This is a genomic window from Aminobacter carboxidus, from assembly GCF_014863355.1.
In the GTDB taxonomy this organism is placed as follows: Bacteria; Pseudomonadota; Alphaproteobacteria; order Rhizobiales; family Rhizobiaceae; genus Aminobacter; species Aminobacter carboxidus.
Genome location: NZ_JACZEP010000006.1, coordinates 239,743 through 261,628, shown reverse-complemented (window position 1 = coordinate 261,628; position 21,886 = coordinate 239,743). Strand labels below are relative to the sequence as shown.

23 protein-coding genes are annotated in these 21,886 nt (G+C 63.6%); 12 read left to right on the top strand and 11 right to left on the bottom strand.

The features are described 5' to 3' along the window. Position 1: 1 nt before the first annotated feature. Positions 2–472, bottom strand: coding sequence for an Lrp/AsnC family transcriptional regulator (locus IHE39_RS19835; protein WP_154385884.1), 471 nt, complete (start codon positions 470–472; stop codon positions 2–4). Positions 473–574: 102 nt separating this feature from the next. Between IHE39_RS19835 and IHE39_RS19830 the strand changes: the two genes are divergently transcribed. The 6 genes from IHE39_RS19830 (at position 575) to IHE39_RS19805 (ending at position 3,836) form a co-directional block, all read left to right on the top strand. Beyond that, on the top strand, positions 575–790 hold the full coding sequence (locus IHE39_RS19830) for a DUF6356 family protein (RefSeq protein WP_192567689.1): 216 nt from the start codon (positions 575–577) through the stop codon (positions 788–790). Between the two features lie 5 nt (positions 791–795). Further along, the gene (locus IHE39_RS19825) at positions 796–1,590 is read left to right on the top strand and encodes a class II glutamine amidotransferase (protein ID WP_192567688.1); all 795 of its coding nucleotides are present in this window, start codon (positions 796–798) and stop codon (positions 1,588–1,590) included. 124 nt (positions 1,591–1,714) lie between these two features. Continuing rightward, on the top strand, positions 1,715–2,494 hold the full coding sequence (locus IHE39_RS19820) for a helix-turn-helix transcriptional regulator (RefSeq protein WP_192567687.1): 780 nt from the start codon (positions 1,715–1,717) through the stop codon (positions 2,492–2,494). Positions 2,495–2,625: 131 nt separating this feature from the next. Further along, positions 2,626–3,021: a VOC family protein gene (locus IHE39_RS19815; protein WP_210327626.1), complete on the top strand. Its 396-nt coding sequence runs from the start codon at positions 2,626–2,628 to the stop codon at positions 3,019–3,021. 58 nt (positions 3,022–3,079) lie between these two features. After that, complete coding sequence (locus IHE39_RS19810) at positions 3,080–3,490, top strand: VOC family protein (protein ID WP_192567686.1); 411 nt, start codon at positions 3,080–3,082, stop codon at positions 3,488–3,490. Next, positions 3,480–3,836, top strand: a complete 357-nt coding sequence (locus tag IHE39_RS19805; protein WP_192567685.1) for a DUF1801 domain-containing protein — start codon at positions 3,480–3,482, stop codon at positions 3,834–3,836. Before IHE39_RS19810 ends, IHE39_RS19805 begins: the two co-directional genes overlap by 11 nt. A gap of 22 nt (positions 3,837–3,858) precedes the next feature. Here IHE39_RS19805 and IHE39_RS19800 read toward each other — a convergent pair whose 3' ends face one another. Further along, positions 3,859–4,248, bottom strand: a complete 390-nt coding sequence (locus IHE39_RS19800) for an SRPBCC domain-containing protein (protein WP_192567684.1) — start codon at positions 4,246–4,248, stop codon at positions 3,859–3,861. Between the two features lie 238 nt (positions 4,249–4,486). Between IHE39_RS19800 and IHE39_RS19795 the strand changes: the two genes are divergently transcribed. From IHE39_RS19795 to phnN, 3 genes are all read left to right on the top strand, one after another. Beyond that, a complete protein-coding gene (locus IHE39_RS19795; RefSeq protein WP_192567683.1) occupies positions 4,487–5,593 on the top strand; it encodes a DNA alkylation repair protein in 1,107 nt (368 codons plus the stop codon). A gap of 192 nt (positions 5,594–5,785) precedes the next feature. After that, the gene (locus tag IHE39_RS19790) at positions 5,786–7,378 is read left to right on the top strand and encodes a peptide chain release factor 3 (protein ID WP_184770234.1); all 1,593 of its coding nucleotides are present in this window, start codon (positions 5,786–5,788) and stop codon (positions 7,376–7,378) included. A gap of 311 nt (positions 7,379–7,689) precedes the next feature. Continuing rightward, positions 7,690–8,319, top strand: coding sequence for a phosphonate metabolism protein/1,5-bisphosphokinase (PRPP-forming) PhnN (gene phnN / locus IHE39_RS19785; protein ID WP_192567682.1), 630 nt, complete (start codon positions 7,690–7,692; stop codon positions 8,317–8,319). Between the two features lie 12 nt (positions 8,320–8,331). On the opposite strand, the gene IHE39_RS19780 is transcribed toward phnN, so the two are convergent. The 6 genes from IHE39_RS19780 to IHE39_RS19755 form a co-directional block, all read right to left on the bottom strand. Then, positions 8,332–9,456 (bottom strand): DUF1513 domain-containing protein, encoded by a 1,125-nt coding sequence (locus IHE39_RS19780; RefSeq protein WP_192567681.1) that lies wholly within the window; start codon positions 9,454–9,456, stop codon positions 8,332–8,334. A gap of 32 nt (positions 9,457–9,488) precedes the next feature. Continuing rightward, positions 9,489–10,568 (bottom strand): imelysin family protein, encoded by a 1,080-nt coding sequence (locus IHE39_RS19775; RefSeq protein ID WP_192567680.1) that lies wholly within the window; start codon positions 10,566–10,568, stop codon positions 9,489–9,491. Then, the gene (locus tag IHE39_RS19770) at positions 10,568–12,172 is read right to left on the bottom strand and encodes a di-heme oxidoreductase family protein (protein WP_192567679.1); all 1,605 of its coding nucleotides are present in this window, start codon (positions 12,170–12,172) and stop codon (positions 10,568–10,570) included. The genes IHE39_RS19775 and IHE39_RS19770 overlap by 1 nt, the downstream gene beginning before the upstream one ends. Positions 12,173–12,183: 11 nt before the next feature. After that, positions 12,184–12,669: a bacterioferritin gene (bfr, locus tag IHE39_RS19765; RefSeq protein ID WP_184770239.1), complete on the bottom strand. Its 486-nt coding sequence runs from the start codon at positions 12,667–12,669 to the stop codon at positions 12,184–12,186. After that, entirely contained in the window at positions 12,635–12,946 is a 312-nt protein-coding gene (locus tag IHE39_RS19760) for a bacterioferritin-associated ferredoxin (RefSeq protein WP_184770240.1), read from the bottom strand. The genes bfr and IHE39_RS19760 overlap by 35 nt, the downstream gene beginning before the upstream one ends. A gap of 77 nt (positions 12,947–13,023) precedes the next feature. Beyond that, on the bottom strand, positions 13,024–14,328 hold the full coding sequence (locus IHE39_RS19755; RefSeq protein WP_192567678.1) for an imelysin family protein: 1,305 nt from the start codon (positions 14,326–14,328) through the stop codon (positions 13,024–13,026). 617 nt (positions 14,329–14,945) lie between these two features. On the opposite strand from IHE39_RS19755, the gene IHE39_RS19750 reads away from it, so the two are divergent. After that, positions 14,946–16,178 (top strand): NAD(P)/FAD-dependent oxidoreductase, encoded by a 1,233-nt coding sequence (locus tag IHE39_RS19750; protein WP_192567677.1) that lies wholly within the window; start codon positions 14,946–14,948, stop codon positions 16,176–16,178. Between the two features lie 229 nt (positions 16,179–16,407). On the opposite strand, the gene IHE39_RS19745 is transcribed toward IHE39_RS19750, so the two are convergent. Next, a complete protein-coding gene (locus IHE39_RS19745) occupies positions 16,408–17,685 on the bottom strand; it encodes a 4-aminobutyrate--2-oxoglutarate transaminase (RefSeq protein WP_192567676.1) in 1,278 nt (425 codons plus the stop codon). A gap of 187 nt (positions 17,686–17,872) precedes the next feature. Between IHE39_RS19745 and IHE39_RS19740 the strand changes: the two genes are divergently transcribed. Both IHE39_RS19740 and IHE39_RS19735 read left to right on the top strand, forming a co-directional pair. Next, a complete protein-coding gene (locus IHE39_RS19740) occupies positions 17,873–18,247 on the top strand; it encodes a YciI family protein (protein ID WP_184770244.1) in 375 nt (124 codons plus the stop codon). Continuing rightward, positions 18,244–19,536 carry an RNA polymerase sigma factor gene (locus IHE39_RS19735; RefSeq protein ID WP_184770245.1) on the top strand — a complete coding sequence of 431 codons (1,293 nt, stop codon included), beginning with the start codon at positions 18,244–18,246 and terminating at the stop codon, positions 19,534–19,536. The genes IHE39_RS19740 and IHE39_RS19735 overlap by 4 nt, the downstream gene beginning before the upstream one ends. An 8-nt stretch (positions 19,537–19,544) precedes the next feature. Here the strand turns inward: IHE39_RS19735 and IHE39_RS19730 are convergent, their stop codons facing one another. Next, the gene (locus IHE39_RS19730) at positions 19,545–20,417 is read right to left on the bottom strand and encodes a DUF2189 domain-containing protein (protein ID WP_192567764.1); all 873 of its coding nucleotides are present in this window, start codon (positions 20,415–20,417) and stop codon (positions 19,545–19,547) included. A gap of 219 nt (positions 20,418–20,636) precedes the next feature. Then, entirely contained in the window at positions 20,637–21,881 is a 1,245-nt protein-coding gene (locus IHE39_RS19725) for a Gfo/Idh/MocA family protein (RefSeq protein WP_192567675.1), read from the bottom strand. Between the last annotated feature and the right edge of the window lie 5 nt (positions 21,882–21,886).

Sequence of the window (21,886 nt, the reverse complement as noted above, 5' to 3'; positions counted from 1 at the left end):
CTCAGCGAATTTCCACCGGCACGACAGTCGTTTCGCGGATTTCCTCCATGACGAAGGAGGCCGAGACATCCGACAGCGGCACCTTGGCGATGAGGCGCTGGTAGAGACGGTCATACGCTTTCACATCGGCAACGCGAGCACGCAACACATAGTCGAGATCACCCGACATGCGATAGACGCCGGTAATCTCGGGAAACGAAGTCACCCCGGCACGGAATTTGGCCAGCCACTCGGGATCGTGGCTCGACGTGCGCACCAGGATGAACACCGACAGGCCAAGGCCGAGCTTGTCGGCATCGACAAGCGCGACGCGGCCGGTGATGAAGCGTTCGTCGTCGAGCCGCTTGACCCGGCGCCAGCAGGCATTGCGCGACAGGCCGACACGTTCCGACAGCTGGTCGACCGAAAGCGTGCCGTCGCGTTGCAGCTCGGCGAGGATTCTTCGATCGATCGTATCGAGTTCTCCGGACATATTGGGATGTTTGTCCCAAAGAATGACGAAATACAAGGACAAATTGGGATCGTTGAACCTCTACCCCGTGAGACGATACTCATATCAGCCAGGGAGGTTTTCATGTCCGCACGTATCGCAAAGCTGTTCACGACTCATCCCGAGGCGGTCGACGAGACCTATTTCGAGCACATGCGTTTTGCCGGCTGGTTCGCCGGCCAGCTGTTTCTCGCCGCCGGCGCGGCACTCATTCACGCTTTGTTACCCTTCCTGTTTGAATCTACAGCAAGCGCGATCATCCGCCGGCTCTACGAGCGGACGCACAATCGGGGACACTGAAGCGCATGTGCCGGTGGGCAGCCTATATCGGTGAAGAGGTCTTCCTCGAAGACATCGTGACGGCGCCATGCCATTCGCTGATCGCCCAGAGCCACTGTGCCCAGGAGGCCAAGTCGCCGACCAATGGCGACGGTTTCGGTCTCGCCTGGTATGGCGAGCGGCCGGAGCCGGGCCTTTATCGTGACATCCTGCCGGCCTGGTCGGACCCAAATCTGAAAAGCCTGTGCCGGCAGATCAAGTCCGGCCTGTTTCTCGCCCATGTCAGGGCATCGACCGGCGGCGCCACCAGCCGCGCCAACTGCCATCCCTTCGTCTCGGGCCGCTGGAGCTTCATGCATAACGGCCAGATCTCGGGCTTCGAGAAGATCCGGCGCCGGCTCGAGGCCAGCATCAACGACGATCTCTACGAGCAGCGCCAGGGCACGACCGATTCCGAGCTGTTCTTCCTGCTGATGCTGGAGGAAGGGCTCGAGGCCGATCCGCAAGGGGCGGTCACGCGAGCGACCGGCCGTGTGGTTGCTGCCGCACACAGCGCCGGCGTCGACCCGCAGCTGAAGCTGACGGCTGCCTTCAGCGACGGCCAGAACCTGTTTGCCGTGCGTTATGCCACTGACGGACATGCACCGACGCTCTACACCCGCGACGGCGAAACCGGGCGCTGCATCGTCTCTGAGCCCTTCGACCATGAAGGCCAGAGCTGGCAGGCGGTGCCGCCGTCGAGCTTCGTTTCCATGACGCGCGATGACATGACGGTCCGTCCATTCCAACCGGCATTGGCCCAGCTGGCGCTGGCCGGCTGAAGTCTGCTATCTCCTGAGACATGTTGGCCGCGTTGAAACGGCAATCACCCCATGTGTTTCGAGCAAACGGAGTGTTTCGCGCAAACGGAGTGTTTTGCGCAAACGGATCGAGCTGGCTCGAGAAATGACCTTGTCGGCTCGCTACTTGGAACTGGGCCTGGCCGCCGACGTCAGTGACGAGGTCGAGGCCGTGTGGACGTCGGTCAGCGATCGCGCCGGAAGCTACCGTGTCTTGCCGGACGGCCGTTGCGACATCATCCTCAGGTTCGATGCCGGACAAAAGCCGATCAACAGTGCGACTGTCGTCATCACCGGTCCGGTAACGCGCTTCTACGATGTTGCCATCGAACCGGGCATGGGCTTTGCCGGCGTTCGTATTCGACCGGGCCGTTTCGAAAGCGTGCTCGGATTTGAACCGACGGAGCTGGCGAACGCCAATCTGATCGGCCCGGACGCTGTTTCGGCATGCCCCGGGCTTGAGGCGCTCTGCGCGCCTGCGCGCGACCAAACCGAACTCGTCGCGCGACTGACGGCTTTCGTTCGCCAGCGCGCCACTGCCAGCCGCTTCAGGCCGGCGCCTCTGGCGCGCAGCGTGATCAGCGCCTTTCACGCATCGGGCGGACGACTGCGCATCAGCGAGGTGGCTGAGATGCACGGCCTTTCAGAGCGAACCGTGCAGCGCCTTGTGGTCAAGGCGACGGGGTTGACGCCAAAGGCGTTCGCGGCTGTTCTGCAGTTCCACCGCGCCTTGCGGCTGCTGCGGGATCATCGCCTCAGTCCGGCAGCGGCAGCGCTTGAGGCAGGCTTTTCGGATCAGGCGCATATGAGCCGCGTCATCAGGCGCATGGGCGGCTTCTCGCCGGCACGGCTTGCCGATGTCACCCTCGTCAGTTTGCTCGACTGATGTCCGATTTGTTCAAGATCGAATTGGAGCGAGGCGTGATGATCCGCGCATAAGCCGGACGGGGTTCCCCCTGCTTGCGTGCCAAACTTGGCGCGCGGCCGTCCATCTGGCACCTTGCCTGGAGATCTTCGATGACAGTGCGCCTTGGCTACACCATCCTGTACGTTGCCGACGTCGAAGCGACCGTTTCGTTTTACGAAGCCGCTTTCGGCCTGCGTCGCAAATTCATCCACGAGAGCAATCTCTACGCCGAAATGGAAACCGGCCCCACGACTTTGTCTTTTGCCGGCGAGGCGATGGCGGAAACGAACGGCCTGGCCATTCGCGCCAACCGCAAGAGCGACCTGGCGGCGGGCTTCGAACTCGCATTGGTCTTTCCCGACCCTCACGATGCCTACCGAAAGGCGGTCGCTGCGGGCGCCAGCCCGGTGAAGCCACCTGAGAACAAGCCTTGGGGACAGATCGTCGGCTATGTCCGCGATCTCAATGGTTGCCTGGTCGAGATCGCCTCGGCGATGCCGGATTGACGCTCGTCCCGCAAGTTAGAAACCACCAGTCCCCACACGTTACACAGCGAGCCCGTCGATGCGCCCGACAACTGCCTCTCCCTGCATCACAACGAAGCTGGTCGCGGAGACGCGCGACTTCTACTTGAGATATTTTGGTGCGCGAGCGGTGTTCGATTGCGGCTGGTTTGTCAGTCTTGAATTTGAGACAGGGCTTTCGCTGCAGTTCATGGAGCCGCAGGGCGAGCAGCCTTTGTGCAACACCGCAGGGCTGACCTACAATTTCTGCGTCGACAACGTCGATGACGACCACCGACTGATGACGGCGGCGGGACTGGTGCCTGTCATGCCGATCGAGGATCATCCCTGGGGTGATCGTGGCTTCGCGATCCAGGACCCGAACGGCATCATGCTCTACATCTATTCCAACAGGGCGCCATCTGCCGAATTCAGGCAGTTCTACGCGCCAGGAGCAGGCCATGACCGGTAATCGCGTCCAAGCTCTGCTCGACGAGATGCGCGATCACCAACCGGACCATTTCGCCATCGTGTCGCGGGTGCGCGAGATCTTGCTGGAGGCCGGTCCGTCCATCTCCGAGGAGGTCAAATACGGCGGCATCCTGTTTTCGGCGCGTACGCCGTTTTGCGGCGTCTTCTCATATGCCGGTCACGTTACGCTGGAATTCAGCGAAGGTGCAGCCTTGCCGGATCCGCATGGCATGCTGCAGGGACAAGGCAAGCTGCGCCGCCACATCAAGCTGACGTCGGTGTCGGACATCAAGGATCGGCATGTCGCCGCCTATGTCGAACTGGCGCGCCAGGCCGCAGGCGACTGAAAGGCGCGCGCTCGGCGATCATTCAATGATGCGTCAGCGCGCGGTTCATCGGCTCCCAGTACATTTTTTGCCAGCCCTCATCGAGCGTTGCGTGCGCCGATCGGGGGTAGCCGGCCTGGTCGAAGGTCAGCCGGGTGCCGGTGCCGTCGGCCTGCAACTCGAAGCGCACGATCGAATAGGTTCCCTCTGGCCAGCCGCGCGAACGCCATGCCTGGACGATACGGCGGTTGGGCACCAGCTCGACATTGCGGGCTTCGATGTCGCCGCCGAACATCGACACCTCGCCGCCTTCATGCGTCGAGATGTGCGCTGCGCGGCCGCCTGACATCGCCTGGAAACGGGCGGAATCGAGCAGCAGCTCGTAAATGTTTTTGGGCGAACCCTTGATGTGCACTTCCTGGTGGATGGTCATGCGACCTCCTGGAACGGCGCTAGATGGCGCGCGCTTTCGGATTATTTTCCGCCTGTCACGGTCGGTCGTCAACGTCAGCGCAATGCCCTGCAAATGCGGCCGCCGGCAATCTCCTGACAGCTCATTGGCAGGAGAGAGGTTGTAGATTGGAGGCGAGCTTCGTATCTGCGCAGCAAGCCCGTGCATCCGGATGGACGCACGGGGGGCCGGCGCGGGGGCGCCATGCAGGACGAGATCGATGACGGAAGACCAGACGCTAGCCGCCCCGGCACTCAAGGAAATCTTCGACCGTGAGCGCCTTCGCCACATCGCCACAGAGACGGCTTCCATTTCTGCTGCCTTCGATGCGGAAAAGTTCATGGCGCTGGCAACCGCCAATCTCGACGATCTCGGCATCATGCAACGCCTGCGCCAGACGGCAACCAGCCTGCACGGCGCACTGCCGGGCAGTTTCGAGAATGCCGTCGATGTGCTGCACGAGCTAGCGCCGCGAATCCAGCACGGCTTCGCCTCAATCGTTCTGTCGGAATATGTCGCGCTTTACGGCAAGGGGCATTTCGACCTGTCGATGCAGGCGCTGAGCTATTTCACCCGCTTCGGTTCGGCCGAGTTCGCCATCCGTCATTTCCTGGCCAGGGATTTCGATGGCACGTTGCAGGTGATGCGTGGCTGGGCGCTCGACGAAAACGAGCATGTGCGCCGCCTGGCCAGCGAAGGTTCGCGCCCGCGGCTGCCATGGTCGTTCCAGCTCAAGCAGCTGATCAAGGACCCGTCGCCGACGGCGCCGATCCTCGAGGCGCTGCGCTGTGATCCGAGCCTTTATGTGCGCAAGTCGGTGGCCAACCACCTCAACGACATTTCCAAGGATCATCCCGACCGGGTGATCGACCGCGTCTCGGCTTGGGACATGGAAGACAGGAACACCGCCTGGATCGTCAAGCATGCGCTGCGCACGATGATCAAGAAGGGCGATCCGCGCGCGCTTGGCGCGATTGGCACGACGGGCAAGCCGATGGTGCGTGTCGAGACCTTCGCGATCCAGCCGGCGGCGATCCTGCTCGGCGGCCGCATCACGCTGAAGGCCAACATTGCCTCGACCGCCGAGACCGTGCAGCAGCTGGTGGTCGACTATGCCGTGCACTATGTCAAGAAAAGCGGCGGCAGCTCGAAGAAGGTGTTCAAGCTCAAGGAAATCAACCTTGCGCCGGGCGGCCAGAAGGAGCTTTCGATCAGCCAGGCGGTGCGCGACTTCACCACGCGCAAGCATTATCCCGGCCATCACCTGATCGAACTGATCGTCAATGGCGAGACGGTTGCCGAAGGCGGATTCGAGCTGAAGGGGTAGTAGCGACGCTCACACCTGTCTCCTCCCCGTCGTGGGGGAGGGTGAACCTGCCAACAGCTCCGCTCTACGGCGTACCCTCACCTTCTATCCCTCCCCACGAGGGGAGGGAGGTCCTGAACGCCCGGCATCGTTCCAATTCCTCGACAGGCGCGGCATCGGCTGTTAGAAGCCCGCCATCACAAGGAATCCCCGATGGCTGAAGACATCGAAAAGGCGGTGGCGCGCCGCCGTACTTTCGCGATCATCGCGCACCCTGACGCCGGCAAGACCACGCTGACCGAAAAGCTTCTGCTGTTCGGTGGCGCGATCCAGCTCGCCGGCGAGGTCAAGGCCAAGAAGGACAAGATCCAGACCCGCTCGGACTGGATGAAGATCGAGCGTGAGCGCGGCATCTCGGTCGTAACTTCCGTCATGACCTTCGAGTATGGCGACAACGTCTTCAATCTGCTCGACACGCCCGGCCACGAAGACTTCGCCGACGACACCTATCGCACGCTTTCGGCGGTCGACAGCGCGGTCATGGTCATCGACGCCGCCAAGGGTATCGAGCCGCGCACGCTGAAGCTGTTCGAGGTCTGCCGCCTGCGCGACATTCCGATCATCACCTTCGTCAACAAGATGGACCGCGAGGCGCGCAACACCTTCGAAATCCTCGACGAGATCGAAGAGAAGCTGGCGCTCGACACCGCGCCGATCACCTGGCCGATCGGCCAGGGCAAGACCTTCTCCGGCACCTACCATCTCGCCCAGAACGCGGTGCGCCGTGGCGACGCCGAGGCCGAGCGCACGGCGGTGCATGGCCCCGATTCCAACCGCGCCGCCGGCCTGTTGCCCGACAATGAGCGCCCGGCCTTCATCGAGGAACTGGAACTCGCCCGCGAGGCCTGCCGCCCATTCGACCTGCAGGCCTTCCGTGAAGGCCATCTGACGCCGGTCTATTTCGGTTCGGCGCTGCGCAATTTCGGCGTCCGCGACCTGATCGAAGCACTTGGCGACTTTGGCCCCGCACCCCGCGCCCAGGAGGCCGACACGCGCAAGGTCGAGGCGACGGAAGAGAAGATGACGTCGTTCGTCTTCAAGATCCAGGCCAACATGGACCCCAATCACCGCGACCGCATCGCCTTCGTCCGCGTCTGCTCGGGCGAGCTCAAGCGCGGCATGAAGGCCAAGCTGGTGCGCACCGGCAAGCAGATGAGCCTGTCGGCGCCGCAGTTCTTCTTCGCCCGCTCGCGCATCACCGCCGACGAGGCCTATGCCGGCGACGTCGTCGGCATCCCCAACCACGGCACGCTGCGCATCGGCGACACGCTGACCGAGGGCGAAGACATCCTGTTCCGCGGCGTGCCCAACTTCGCGCCGGAAATTTTGCGCCGCGTCCGTCTCGGCGACGCGATGAAGGCCAAGAAGCTCAAGGAAGCCCTGCATCAGATGGCAGAGGAGGGCGTGGTCCAGCTGTTCCAGCCCGAGGACGGCTCGCCGGCCATCGTCGGCGTCGTCGGCGCGCTGCAGATCGACGTGCTCAAAGAGCGGCTGTCGGTCGAATACACGCTGCCGGTCGATTTCGAGATGGCGCGCTTTTCGATCTGCCGCTGGATCGAGGCAGACGACAAGGCCGACCTGCACCGCTTCATCGAAAGCCATCGCGGCGACATCGCCCGCGATCTCGACAACGATCCGGTGTTCCTCGCCCAGCACGAGTTCTCGCTCAACTACGAGGCCGAGCGCTGGAAGATGATCCGCTTTGCCGCGATCAAGGACTATCAGGTCCGCGACATCGTCGCCTGATCCTGCATGGCGGGGCGCATTGCCGCTCCGCCATTTCCGTTTCGTCATTCCGTCATGCAAATCGCCTAATGGCATCGCAGTGCCGCCGCCCGCCCGTGGTCCAAGCCATGGAGCGTGACAGGCCGGCACTGGAGATGTTCAATGTGTCGAGCCACCAGACAAGGGGCCGGCGCTGCCAGGGCGGGGCACTAGAGCGCCGTGCGTCCGGGGACGCACAAAGGACGCTCTAGGCTTGAAGTGGCGCATCGTGCTTTCCGAAAATCGAAAGTGATTTTCGGGCCGATGCGCGGACATGGAGGAAATGACGTCGCATGATGGTTTCAGCTTTGATCGAGCGTGAATTGACCCGGGTAGGCTCGCCCGTCCGCAACGGCGTGTTCGTCGCCGTCGTCGGACCCAGCGGTGCCGGCAAGGACACGCTGATTGCCTATGTCCGCGAGCGCCTGACCGACGACGATCACGTCGAATTCGCCCGCCGTGTCATCACCCGCCACAGCGACGGCGCCACCGAGGATCACGACACGCTGGCCGACGCCGCCTTCATCGAGGCCGAAGCATCGGGCGCCTTCGCGCTGTCATGGGAGGCACACGGCCTGCGCTACGGCATCCCTGCTTCCGTCGATGATGCGATTTCGGTCGGCCACGTTGTCGTCGCCAACACCTCGCGGGGGGTCATCCCGGCGCTGCGCCAGCGCTACGCCAATGTCGCGGTCGTCGAAATCACCGCATCGCCTGAAATCCTGGCCGAGCGGCTTGCCGCGCGTGGCCGTGAATCGCGCGGCGAAGTGCTGGCGCGGTTGGCACGTACCGCCCCGCACGATCTCAGCGGTCCCGGCTACATCGCCATCGACAACAGCGGTTCGGCAGACATTGCCGGCGAACGCTTCCTTGCCGTGCTGCGCAAGGCGGTCGCGTTTTCGGATGTGTCGGGGCTTATTTAGGTAAGTAATGACTTACGTATTTTGCGGATCGAAGCGCAGCACATGGTTGTCCCAGACATGCTCGGGATCGTCGGTCTGCTTGCCGTCGGGTTCGACGAGGAGGCCGGCACCCGTGGTTGCCAGGAAACCATCGCGGTCGGGCGCCAGGCCGCAAACCTCGACGAGATCGTTTTTCGCAACCACCTTGCCGGTCTTCGCTTCGATCATCGCCCAGGCATTGCCTTGCGGCGATGATACCGCGACAAGGCCGGCGTCGCGGTTGGCCGCTACCGAGCCGATATAGTTGCGGAAGCCGCCGAGAATGTCTTCTGGCATCTCCAGCATGGCGAGTTCTTCGCCGCGCGCCGCGCGGCCGACCAGCAGCGGCCTTTCCGTCGCCGGACCTTCGTGCTGGCAGCCGAACCAGACCGTGCCCTCAGCGTCGATGTCCATATGTCGGATCGACAATTGGTGAAGCTTTTCAGGCAGTTCATGTTTTTCCAGCAGATCGCCTGAAATGCGGTCGACGAGCACGAAGGATGGCTTCATGGTCGAAATGTTGAGCTTGGCGCGGCCGAAATCCGGATGGGTCTCGATGCCGCCATTGCAGATGGCGAGCGTGCGTCCGTCGCCGAGCAGGATCAGTTCATGCGGGCCGACGCCATGGGTCGGGAACTCGCCGAGGCGGCGGAAGCCGTCGCGGGCATCGTAGACACCGACCATACCGGTGGCGTTGTCGAAGTCGTTCTCGGTCACGTAGAGCAGCGTGCCGTCGGGCGAGAACACGCCATGGCCGTAATAATGGCGGCCGGCGATGCTCGGAATGGTCAGCGGCGCGTCCTTGCCGGTGTGGTCGAAGACCAGCATGAAGGTGCCGGGCTGGCGTGCGAAGACCACCGACCTGCGCGAAACAGGATCGAAGGTGACGTCATGGCCGCGCTCCGGCAGCGTCACGCTGTGCAGGATCTTGCCTGCCTCCGACAGGATGGCCACGCCATATTCACCCGAGCGTGCCTGGTAAGCCGTGGCGAACATGGCGTCGGTGTCGAGTGCCAGCGCGCGCTTGACCGGGGTCAGCGACAACAGGAAGGTCGCACCGGCCGCCTTGAGGAAATCGCGGCGGTCAAACAGCGGCGTCCGCTTGCAGGAATTGAGCATGGTCGTCTCCTTCGCCGGCTTGGCCGAAGTGCTCAGTCGCCGTCGAGCGACGAGAAGCCGGCGGTCAGGCCGAGCGCACCCGACAGCCTGGTGCCGAACTGCTCCGACAGGCTCGACGTCACCAGCGCGAAATAGCCGAGTTTTTCGCGCTTGGCTTGGTCGGAAAGCGCTGCATCGATCGGCCCGGTGACAGCGGCCGCTGCAGCCAGCGCATTGGTGAACTCGAAGCCGATCGAGTCCGCCACCCAGCGTTCGTCGGCCGTCACCAGTTCGCCGAATTTCGAAGCGACGAAAAGCGCCTCCATGCCTGATATATTGCCGGCAAGCGATGCCGCCGTGCCTTGCGAGCGCCAATAGAGCGCCTGCTTGGGCTTATCGGACGCGGCATCCTTGCCGAGGAAGCCGTTGACGCGCACGGCGCGCACCAGCTCCAACCCGTTGACATAGACTTCGAGCAGTTCGGTCAGGGCCTCGTTGTCGTCGCGGTAGAGCGGGTTGGCAGCGCCGGGGTTCTTCCACTGGCTGGCAAAGCCGTTGTCGTCGCGCCAGGCGGCATCGACGTCGGCAGCGATGCTGGAGATGTTGCCCGATATCGCCTTGCCATAGGTGCAGCGATAGGCGGCCGAGGTGCCGGCAAGCTCGTCGGCGCCGGTGCCGAACAGCACGAATTCCAGCGCGCCGAGACCTTGCATGGCAACGCTTTTCTGGCCCAGCCTGGCGGCGTCGGTGGCGGTGGCATCCTGGTCGGCGAGGGCGGCCTGCACCTGTTTCAGCCCGGTACCCTTGCGGTCAGGCCAGAACAGCAGGCGCTCGAGCCGGTTCTGCTCGGTGACAGGTCCGAAGCGGATGATCTCGACCTCCGACCATGTTGCGGTCGTCCGGGAGAATGCTGCGCGCGCTGCAGCAAGATTGTCGGGCGATGGCGTCGCGCAAAGCGTAGCCATCGACTTACCGAGGTCGGCTGTCGTTTCGACCAGCCGGCCATAGGCCGGGCGGATGAAGCCGTCGATGGCGGCGGCAATCACCTTGTCCGAAGCCTCACTGGCGTGGCCGGCGGTCGAGGGCAGCAACAGGCAAAGGGTCAGGGCAGTGGCCAGAGAACGTCCAGTCATCAGAGCGACTCCAGGAATTTGATCAGGGCATCGCGGTCTTGCGCAGGCAGCGCAGCGAAACGGTCGCGAGACTTCTGGCCTTCGCCACCGTGCCAGAGGATCGCCTCGCTCAGGTTACGGGCGCGGCCATCATGCAGGAAGAATGTATGGCCGTTGACCGTCTTGGTCAGGCCGATGCCCCACAGCGGCGGCGTGCGCCATTCGTTGCCGGTGGCGTCGCCGACCTGCTGGCCGTCGCCGAGCTCATCGCCCATGTCGTGCAGCAGGAAATCGGAATAGGGCCAGATCAGCTGGAATTTCTGCGCCTTGTTCGGCGCATCGCGGCGGGTGACGAATTTCGGCATGTGGCAGGAGGCGCAGCCGGCCTCGTAGAACATCTGCTTGCCGCGCAGAACTTGCGGGTTGTCGATGTCGCGCCGTGCCGGCACGGCGAGGTTTTGCGAGTAGAAGGTGACAAGATCCATGATCGGATCGGGGGCTTCGCTCGGTCCGAGCCGTTCCTGCACGCCGTTGGGCATTTCCCTGCAAGCCGCCTGCGCCTCGGTGCAATCGCCCCAGTGCTTGGGCACATCAGGTGTCGAAATGCCGATGTCGCCGGCAAAGGCATCGGCCGACTGCTGGCGGATCGACGGCGCCGAGGCCTTCCAGCCGAAGCGGCCCAGCGTCAGTTCGCCTGATTTGTGGTCGCGCACGATGGACGGCTTGCCCGATATGCCGTCGCCGTCCCTGTCGTCGGGGTCGGCATTGGCAAGGATGTCGGCGGGGTGGATCTGCTCGACGAGCCCAAGGCCGATCATCGGCGGCGTGACGCGTGGCGACAAGGTTGTGTTCGGGTCCATCGGGCCATAGCCGAGATCGGTCACCGAATAGATCGGCCAGCGCAGCGCCGTCTTGGCGTCGGAAAGCTGGACCGGAAACTGCTGGTAGGAGATGACCATCCGGCCTTCGCCCTTGAGCCCGGGCACGGCAAGGTCCTGGAACTGGCCGCCATAGGTCGGATCGGGGAAGTTCAGCACCTTGCGGTCGGCGATCGCCGCCCTTTCCTCTGTGCTCTCCGCCGTGCGGGCAAGCCTGAGAAACATCGAGGTGGCATCGCTGTTGCCTTCCGGCGGATGGCCGCGGCCATCCTTGAGGTGGCAGCTCTGGCAGGCGCGGGCGTTGAACAGCGGCCCGAGCCCGTCGGACGCCTGGGTCGAGGACGGCGACGACACCCACAGCTTGCGGAACATGCCGTTGCCGAGCTTGAAGGTGCCTTCTTCCTCGAAGGTGATGTTGGCGGACGAATGCGAGAACGCATCCTGGTTGACGCGCTTTTCCGACGTTCCCGCGCCGCCCTGCATGCGCTCGAACTGCTCGGGCTTGCTGAAGTCGGTGGTCGGCTTGACGATCTTTTCGACGCGCGCCTTGTCCTTGGGGATCAGGTCGGTGCGTTCGGTGGCAAGGCCCGTGGGCTCGCCCGAAATGGCCGCCGTCGACGGCAGGCCAAGGACCAGAGTGGTCAACAGCAATGCGCGAAGCGCTTTCGCGCTTCGCGGTGGTTGCAAGGGGCTGTTGGGAAACTTGCCGGTATCAGCGCGGCGCGTGGTCAGAAAAGTGCGCCGCATTCCGGCATGTCCTATTCGGCCTTGTCAGCTGTCTCGGCGTTGAGCTGGCCGTACTTCTCTTCGCCGATCTCGGCGAGCAACTGCAACTGCGTCTCAAGGAAGTCGATGTGACCTTCCTCGTCGGCGAGCAGCTCCTCGAAGAGCTTCATCGATACGTAGTCGCCATGCTGGGAGCAGATGTCCCGCGATTTTTTGTAGGAGGTGCGGGCGTCATACTCGCCGGCGAGATCGCTCTCGAGCACTTCCTTGACGTTCTGGCCGATGCGCAGCGGCGACACCGACTGCAGGTTAGGGTGGCCTTCGAGGAAGATAATGCGCGCCACCAGCTTGTCGGCGTGGTGCATCTCCTCGATCGATTCCGCACGCTCTTTCTTGGCGAGCTTGCCGTAGCCCCAATCCTCAAGCAGGCGGAAGTGCACCCAATACTGGTTGACGGCGCCGAGTTCGAGGAAAAGCGCTTCGTTAAGCCGCTCGATGACCTGTTTTTCGCCCTTCATTGGCCTTGCTCCCAAATTGAACGCGCAACTCTCTGACGCGGTCCAGGTGTGAAACGATGTCCATCTCGCCCGCTTCAGAACGAGCGTGATAAGCTTCGGTGACCCGAATTATCGTTTCGACCACATTTGGGAAGCAGCCGCAACAACGACCTCGTTTTTGCAGCGTATGATAAACCTTCGCGGGCACGATCAGTGTCCACGGGTCCCTGTCCAAAAGTTCGACGATTGTGTCTTCGATCTCCTTCTGGGTGATGAGATTGCAATGGCAGATGAGCATGATTTCGAATGACCGTGGCTGACGGCGCGCTCCCTTGGCGCGCCGTTTGGCTAGAGAAATTTAGGCGTCGTAGGTCCTCACTGGAAGACCTTGTCTGGCGAATCCAGGCTGTCCGAGCCTTCAAAGGCGATGGCGTCGAGCTTGAGGGCGGCGACAGCGCGCTCGATCGACTTGGTCTGGTCGACCAGGGCGTCGATGGCGGCCTGCACCGTGGCGTTGCCCTCGGTATTGCCTTCGCCGATCTGCTGGTCATAGGCCTCGCCGCCAACCGCGCGCGCCTGGATCGCTTCCATCTTGGTGACGGTGGTGTCCAGCTTGCCCGAAAGCTCGGTGTCGAGGGCAGCGTCCGCTTCCTTGACCATGTCGGAGACCGAAGGGCCCTCGACGGTCGAGCCGTCGATGCGCTTGTAGCTGCCGTGATAGGCGTTGCGGATGCCGACGGCGTCGTAGAGGTGCGAGATGTGGGTGTTGTCGGAGAAGCAGTCATGCTCCTCTTCCGGATCGTGCAGCAGAAGGCCGAGCTTCATGCGCTCGCCGGCCAGTTCGCCGTAGGACAGCGAGCCCATGCCGGTCAGGATGGTGGCGATGCCGGCCTTGGCGTCGCCGTCGAGCAGCGCCTTGCGGGCCGCACCGTCTGCCTTCCAGTTGCCGACCATCTCTTCGAGATCGGCGACGAGCAGGTCGGATGCCGCATTGAGATACTGGCCGCGACGGTCGCAATTGCCGCCGGTGCAGTTGGTGGTGTCATAATCGGTGAAGGGGCGGTTGCCAGCGCCTGCTGCGGTGCCGTTGAGATCCTGGCCCCAGAGCAGGAATTCGATGGCATGGTAGCCGCTGGCCACGTTGGCCTCGATATCGCCGGCTTCCTGCAGCGTGCCGGAGAGGAACTCGGGCGTGATCTTCGAGGCGTCGACCTTCTGGCCGTTGATCTCGATCGACGGATTGGCGATCACATTGGCGGTGTAGAGCTTGTTCTCGTCGGATTCGGTGCCGTAGCTCTTGTCGACATAGTCGATCAGGCCTTCGTCGAGCGGCCATGCGTTCACGCGGCCTTCCCAGTCGTCGACGATCGCATTGCCGAAACGGTAGACTTCGGTCTGCTGGTAGGGGATGCGGGCTGCCTTCCAGGCCTCGCGCGCCGCCTTCAGTGTCTCATCCGACGGCTTGGCGATCAGCGCCTCGATGGCAACGTCGAGCGCCTTGGCTGATGTCAGCGAGTCTTCGTACTTGGCGAGTGCTATGTCGGAATAGGTGGTGAGAACCGCCTTGGCGTCGGTCGCGGCCTTTGCCGGCAGTACGAAGATCGCAGCGGTCAGCGCTGTCGTCGCGGCAATGGCGGCGAGCCTGCCGTAGTGACGGTTGCGCGAGATGGATGCAGGCATGGTCTCTCCTCAGTGAACCAAGTGGCGTAGACAAGCGCCGAAAAATCGTGTGCCGGCAACATTTTGCTGCAGCGGCGGCATGGACTCGAATGAAAGCTCAAGGGTCATCCCGCTTCGGACATGCGCGTGGTTCGAGGCCCTGACAGGGCGCAGCGCGACCATGCTGCAAGCACCCGCACCATGGCGCGGTTCGACGAAGGCAGGCACCCGAATAGCTCCAATCGAAAGGGTTAAAGGCCCAGACATCAAAGACAGGCGCTGTAAAGCACGTCTTCATAAAAGCGGAGTGGCATCAAAAGTCAACGCAATTTCGGCCAAAAAGACGAGCGGGATCAATAGTTTGGAATGATTCTAAACTACTTTTGTCCAGTTTGTGGCCGGGCGGAACAGCCAAGCCGTTGATTTGTCGAGGGGCCTGTCCGGAGCGAGGCGGGCAGCCGCGCGCGGCCTGCGACATCGCGTAGCGGCGCGCTTGCTGCTTCACAACAGGCTAAAATACGCGCCGGCGCGCTTGACAGGCCAGCATACGGCTGTCACCCCAAAACCTGTCCATGGCCCCTTGCAGCAAGGTGGACCAACGGCCATTTCCCCGGTTGATCCCCAACAGCGAGGCGGGCATGAAGAACGGTGTCGTCATTGTCGGTTCAGGCCATGCCGGGGTCCAGGCGGCCGCCAGCCTGCGCGAAGAGGGTTATGACGGCCCGGTTCTGCTGGTCGGCGACGAGACGGAACTGCCCTATCACAAGCCGCCGCTGTCTAAGACCTTCATCAAGGATGCCGCAGCCCAGCCGCAGCCCTTGCGCGGCGAGGCCTTCTACACCGGCCATACCATCGAATTGCGCCCCGGAACGCTGGTCGAACGGCTTGATGCCGGCGCGCGCCGGCTCGAACTCGCTGGCGGCGGCAACCTTGCCTATGACCACCTGATCCTCGCCACCGGTTCGCGTCCGCGCGTCCTGCCGCTGCCGGGCGCCGACCTCGCCGGCGTGCTGTCGCTGCGCTCGGTGGCCGATGCCCGGCTGATCCGCGACCAGAGCGCTGCCTGCGAGGAGGTCGTCGTCATCGGCGGCGGCTTCATTGGCCTCGAGATCGCAGCGACCTTGGCCGCCGGCGGCCGTAAGGTGACGGTGATCGAGGCGCTCGACCGCCTGCTTGGCCGCGCCGTGGCCCCGCTGATTGCCGAGCATGTGCGCAAGCGGCTGGAGGCTGTGGGCATTCGCATCCTGCTCAAGACCACCATCGACCGCATCGAGGGCGAGGGCGGCCACGTCTCGGGCGTGCTGACCCCTTCGGGCGAACATTTGCCGGCGAAGATGGTGATCACCGGCATCGGCGTCGTGCCCAATGTCGAGCTCGCCGAGACGGCCGGCCTGACGATCGCCAATGGCATTCGCATCGACAGCGCGATGCGCAGTTCGGTGCCTGGCATCCTCGCCATCGGCGACAATGCGAGCTACCGCCACTGGCAGACCGGGGGCGATGTGCGCCTGGAATCGGTGCAGAACGCCACCGATCAGGCCAAACTCGCCGCGCGCACCATCGTCGGCCGCCCCAGCGACTACACTGCCGTGCCGTGGTTCTGGTCCGACATCGGCGACATGAAGCTGCAGATGGTCGGCCTGACCGCGGGCAGCGACCGCCAGATCCTGTCGGGCGATCCGGCGGAGAACCGCTTTTCGGTGTTCCACTTCGCCGTCGACCGTCTGACCGCCATCGAATCCGTCAACCGCCCCGCCGACCACATGCTCGGCCGCAAGATGCTCGGCCTCGGCTTCTCGCCGACGCCGGAGCAGGTCGCAGGCGGTACGGACGTGCTGAAGGCAGCGCTGGCTGCGCTGCCGGCGGAATAATTCCGCCAACTTGGCGCTGCCCCTCATCCCCTGCCGGTCCTTCTCCCCGTAATGACGGGGAGAAGGACGAAGCTTCTCCGCCTGCGCCATGCTGCTTTTAGTTGCCAAAGATAAGGCGGCCGCGGTTTCCGAAAAGAAGGCTGGCCGCAACGTTGACGCTCCCTCTCCCCGTTCTTCACAGGGAGAGGGTAAGGGTGAGGGGCGGCATTAACCTACGGAGAGGGCAGTGTCAGGCCGTCCGGCTTTCCCGGATCGACGCCTCGAGGATGTCGAGCGCCTCGGTCAGCACCTCGTCCTGGATGGTGATTGGCGCCAGGAAGCGGATGACGTTGCCGTGGACGCCGCAGGTCAACAGGATCAGGCCTTTTTCCAGCGCCTTGAGCCGCACCGCATTGGCGAAGTCGGCCGAAGGCAGCCTGGTCTTCACGTCGTTGAACTCGACCGCGTTCATGAAGCCGGGGCCGCGGATGTCGACGATTTCGGGCACGTCGTCGCGCAACGATTCCAGCCGCTGCTTGAGCCGCGCGCCGAGCTGGTTGGCGCGGTCGCACAGTTTCTCATCCTCGATGACGTCGAGCACGGCGTGTGCCGCAGCGACGCCGATCGGGCTGCCGCCATAGGTGCCGCCGAGGCCGCCGGGATTGGGCGCGTCCATCAGTTCGGCCCGGCCGGTGACGGCGGCGAGCGGGAAGCCGCCGGCGAGGCTCTTGGCCATGGTCATAAGGTCGGGCGCGACATCGTGATGGTCCATCGCAAACATCTTGCCGGTGCGGGCGAAACCGGTCTGCACCTCATCAGTGATCAAGAGCATGCCATGCTGGTCGCAGACCTTGCGTAGCGCGGTCATGAAGTCGCGCGGCACCTCGTAGAAGCCGCCTTCGCCCTGCACCGGCTCGATGATGATGGCAGCGACTCGCGCCGGGTCGACATCGGCCTTGAACAGCCGGTCGAGCGCTGCGAGCGCATCGGCCGTCGTCACGCCATGCAGCGGCACAGGGAACGGCGCGTGGAAGACGTCGCCCGGCATGGCGCCAAAGCCTGCCTTGTAGGGCTGCACCTTGCCGGTCAGCGCCATGCCCATGAAGGTGCGGCCGTGGAAGCCGCCGGCAAAGGCGATGACGGCCTGGCGTCCGGTGGCGTTGCGGGCGATCTTGATGGCGTTCTCCACGGCTTCGGCACCCGTGGTGACGAAGACGGTGCGCTTGTCGCCCTTCATCGGGGCGATCGCGTTCAGCCTTTCGCCGAGCCGGACATAGCTCTCATAAGGCACGACCTGGTGGCAGGTGTGGGTGAAGCGGTCGAGCTGCGCTTTCACCGCTTCGATGACGCGCGGGTGGCGGTGGCCGGTGTTGACCACGGCGATGCCGGAGGAGAAGTCGATGTAGCGGCGGCCTTCAACATCCCAGATCTCGGAGTTCTCGGCGCGGTCGGCATAGACCTGCGTCGTCATGCCGACGCCGCGGGCGATGGTCTGCATCTTGCGTTGTGAAATTTCGGCGTTTTTCATCGGTGATCCTCCAACCTCGCCGGCACCTTGCAGGCGCCAAACCGGCGCCATATCTGCACCTCTCCCGGCTTTTCACAAGCCATCACGATGGCCGAAGGCATTGGTCCTCGCGAACGACGAAAAAATTGCTGAAGCCCTGTCGGATTTGCGCATACTCGCGCGTCCTAGTCATGAAGGAACTGAAAAGATGCTCTACGCCATCCTCTGCTACAACAACGAAGACGTCGTCTGCGCCTGGTCCAAGGAGCAGGACGACGAGGTGATGGCCCGTCTTCAGGTCGTGACCGGCAAGCTCCGCGACCAGGGCAGGCTCGGGCCTGTTGCGCGCCTGATGCCGACGACGGCCGCCACCACGTTGCGCAAGACCAACGATGAACCGCTGGTCATCGACGGACCGTTCGCTGAAACCAAGGAACAGTTCCTCGGCTTCTACGTCGTCGATTGCGCGTCGCTCGACGATGCCGTCGATGTCGCCCGAGAACTGGCCGATGCCAATCCTGGCGGCGGCTCTTACGAACTGCGCCCGATCGGCGCATTTTTCCCCGGAAAAGAGGCAGCATGACCGACCCGGCCTGGATCAACACGGCACTTTCTTCCGCCCGGCCGCAGGCCGTGGCAGCCCTGCTGCGCTACTTCCGCAATCTCGATACCGCAGAAGAAGCGTTCCAGGAGGCCTGCCTGCGTGCCTTGCGCAGTTGGCCGGAGAAGGGACCGCCGCGTGATCCGGCCGCCTGGCTGATTTTCGTCGGCCGCAATTCCGGCATCGACGCCGCCCGCCGCCAGAGCAAGCAGGCGCCGCTGCCGGCAGAGGAACTGGTGTCAGATCTCGAGGATGCCGAAGCCAATATCGCCGAGCGGCTCGACGGCCAGCACTACCGCGACGACATTTTGCGCCTGCTGTTCATCTGCTGCCATCCCGACCTGCCGGCGACGCAGCAGGTGGCACTGGCCTTGCGCATCGTCTCGGGCCTGTCGGTCAAGCAGATCGCGCGCGCCTTCCTTGTCGGCGAAAGCGCTATGGAACAGCGCATCACCCGCGCCAAGGCGCGCATCGCCAACGCCGACGTGCCGTTCGAGGCGCCCGGCCCGGTCGAGCGCTCCGAACGCGTCGCCGCCGTGCTGGCGATGGTTTATCTCGTCTTCAACGAAGGCTATTCCGCCGGCGCCACCGAGATCGCCAACCGCGCGCCGCTATGCGAGGAGGCGATAAGGCTGGCGCGGCTGTTGCTGCGCCTGTTCCAAACCGAGCCGGAGGTGATGGGCCTGACAGCGCTGCTGCTGCTCCAGCATGCCCGCGCCGCCGCCCGTTTCGATGCCAATGGCGAACTGGTGCTGATGGACGATCAGGACCGCACGCTGTGGAACAAGGCGCTGATCGACGAGGGTCTTGCGCTGATCGACAAGGCCATGCGCCACCGCCGTCCCGGCCCCTACCAGATCCAGTCGGCGATCGCGGCACTGCATGCCCGCGCGGCAAAGCCAGAGGACACCGACTGGGCCGAGATCGACCTGCTCTATTCGGTGCTGGAATCGATGACGCCGTCGCCGGTCGTCACGCTCAACCGCGCCGTTGCCTTCGCTAAATTGCGCGGGCCGGAGGCGGCGCTGAAGCTGATCGAGCCGCTGGCGCCGAAACTGTCAGGCTATTTCCATTTCTTCGGCGTCAAGGGCGGCTTGCTGATGCAGCTCGGCCGCACCGACGAGGCGCGCGAAGCTTTCGACCGGGCGATCGCGCTGGCCAACACCGCAGCCGAGGCCGCCCATATCCGCATGCATCTCGATCGGCTTTCGGTGCCTTCACCAACACCGGTGAAGGCACCCGCCAAGGCGCCAAGCCGTCAGCTGCAGTAGCGGCGCGATTACCCGCGAAGCCAGTATGGGAAGTGTCCATCTTCCCCCTTGTCGGGAGTAGGTGGCAGGGGCGTCTTCTTGTCGGCCGGGACTTCCACGACCTTGCGATAGAGGTGCCACGTCGCGTGGCCGAGCACCGGGATGACGATGGCAAGGCCCGCCAGGAACGGCAGCGACCCGATCAGCAGCGCGACAGCGACGATCAGGCCCCATAGCAGCATTGGCAGCGGATTGGCCCGCACCGCCCGTGCCGAGGTTTCGATCGCGGCATAGGCACCGACATCGCAGTCGAGCAGCAACGGCAAGGCGACGACGGTGGTGCAGAGCACTGCCAGGGCGAACAGGAAACCGATCAGATTGCCCAGGATAATCAGCGTCCAGCCGCGCTGGGTGGTGAAGAGATCGCCGAAGAAAGCTGCCATCGACTGCGGTGCGCCGGCCCCGTAAAGCCAGGTGTAGAGCCCCTGCGCGACCAGCAGCCACGCGACGAAAAGCACGAGCAGCATGATGCCGATGGCCAGCATTGCAGGAATGGCCGGCGAATGCCTGACATCGAAGGCATGCTTCCAGGACGTGTCGAGGTTTTGCTCGCGCCTTCGGCTGATCTCGTACAGGCCTATTCCGAAAAATGGGCCGAGCAAGGCAAAGCCGGACATCAGCGGGAAAATGAGCTGCAGGGCGTTGCCGCCAGAAGTCCATGTGATCAGGAACACCCCGACGACCGGGTAGATCAGGCACAGGAAAACGTAATGCGAAGGCTTGTCCCAAAAGTCGTCGAAGCCACGTCGCAGCGCGTCAAACACATCCGCGACCGTTATGCGGCGGATCGCGGGATGCACGATCGTATTGGTGGCGCCTGCGTACACATGGAAACTTGCCATGACCACTCCTCCGTTGGGGTGGGTCGCGGCTCGCGCTTGGCAAGAGTGGTCACGCCAAACCGCGACCTTCACCTGGGCAAATCATAACGTGTTTCGAATGATTTGACGACCCTGCCCAACGTGTCTCTGGGGCTCGGGCAAGGTCATTTGACACAGTGGCCTTGCCCGTCGCCAGCCGACCGGAGCGGCGCTCCATGATCCGGCCGTCGGATGATCCGCTCAGGCGCCCGTGCGGGCGACCACCGGCACATAGTTTTCGAGCTCCGGCGCCGGGAAGCTGACCGAGCCGCTGATTTCGGCCGAGCGATACAGTCCCATCAGGATCTCGACGACGGCGAGGCCGTCATGGAAGGTTTCCATCGGCGTTTCGCCCTTGCGGAAGCACTCGACCATGTGGCGGTTCTCATCGGTGTAGCCATAGACGCCGGCCTCGTCTTCGAGCACCGGCATCAGGCCCTGTTCGGCATTCTGCTTCTCGACCAAGTCCTCGCCTTCCTCGCCCTTGACCTCGCGCGACATGAAGATCTTGAGCCCGGTGTTGAGCGAGTTGAACTCCATCGCATATTCGGGCCCGAGCAGTTCGAGCTGGATGCGCAGGCCGGCCCCGACATAGGCCCAGGAGGTCGTCGCCTCGATGACCAGTTCGTTGCCGTCCTCGTCCTCGAGCAGGATGGTGCCGCGGGCGAAATCCTCCGACGGGCGGTTGCGGTAGTCGACATCATTGCCAAAGCGCTTGCGCAGCTGGTCGGCATAGTTGGGCCGCGTCCATTTGAGATTGGCGACGGTGCCGCTGACCTGCTTGATGGTCAGCGACTTGCGCTGAGCACCCGGCTTGGTCAGCAGGTGGCGGGCGACCTCGACGCTGTGGCACATCATGTCGGACAACACCCCGCCGCCCTGCTTGTCGCCCTGCCAGAACCACGGCTCGTGCGGGCCGGAATGCTCTTCCGCGGCACGCGCCAGATAGGGCCGGCCGGTAGCCGAGGCGGCACGGCGCCAGATGATATCCTTGCCGCGAATGACCGGTGTGCAGAACACCTGGTTTTCGAGATAGCCGTGGTTGAGGCCGGCGTCTTCGGCCAGGCGCAGCATCTCGCGCGCCTCGGCGATGGTGCGGGCCAGCGGCTTTTCGCAGGCGACAGCGATGACCTTGCTGCGGCCGGCCTTCACCTCGGCATGTAGCGTGCGCATCACGTCGAGGCGGGTGTAGTTAGGCGACAGGATCCAGATCGCATCGACATTGTCGGCGTTAACAAGCGATTCCAAGCTGTCGTGGCTGGTGCATTCGCCGAGGCCGAGTTCGGCAACGCGGTTGGCGAAGCGGGCCCGGTTTTCCGCCTTGCGGCTGAACACGCCGGTGACGTCGACATTGCGCACGCCGAGCATGCCCTTGAGGTGGAAGTCCGCGATAAAGCCGCTTCCGACGAAGCCGACGCGCAGCCGCTGTTTGGGCAATCCGGTCATGTATG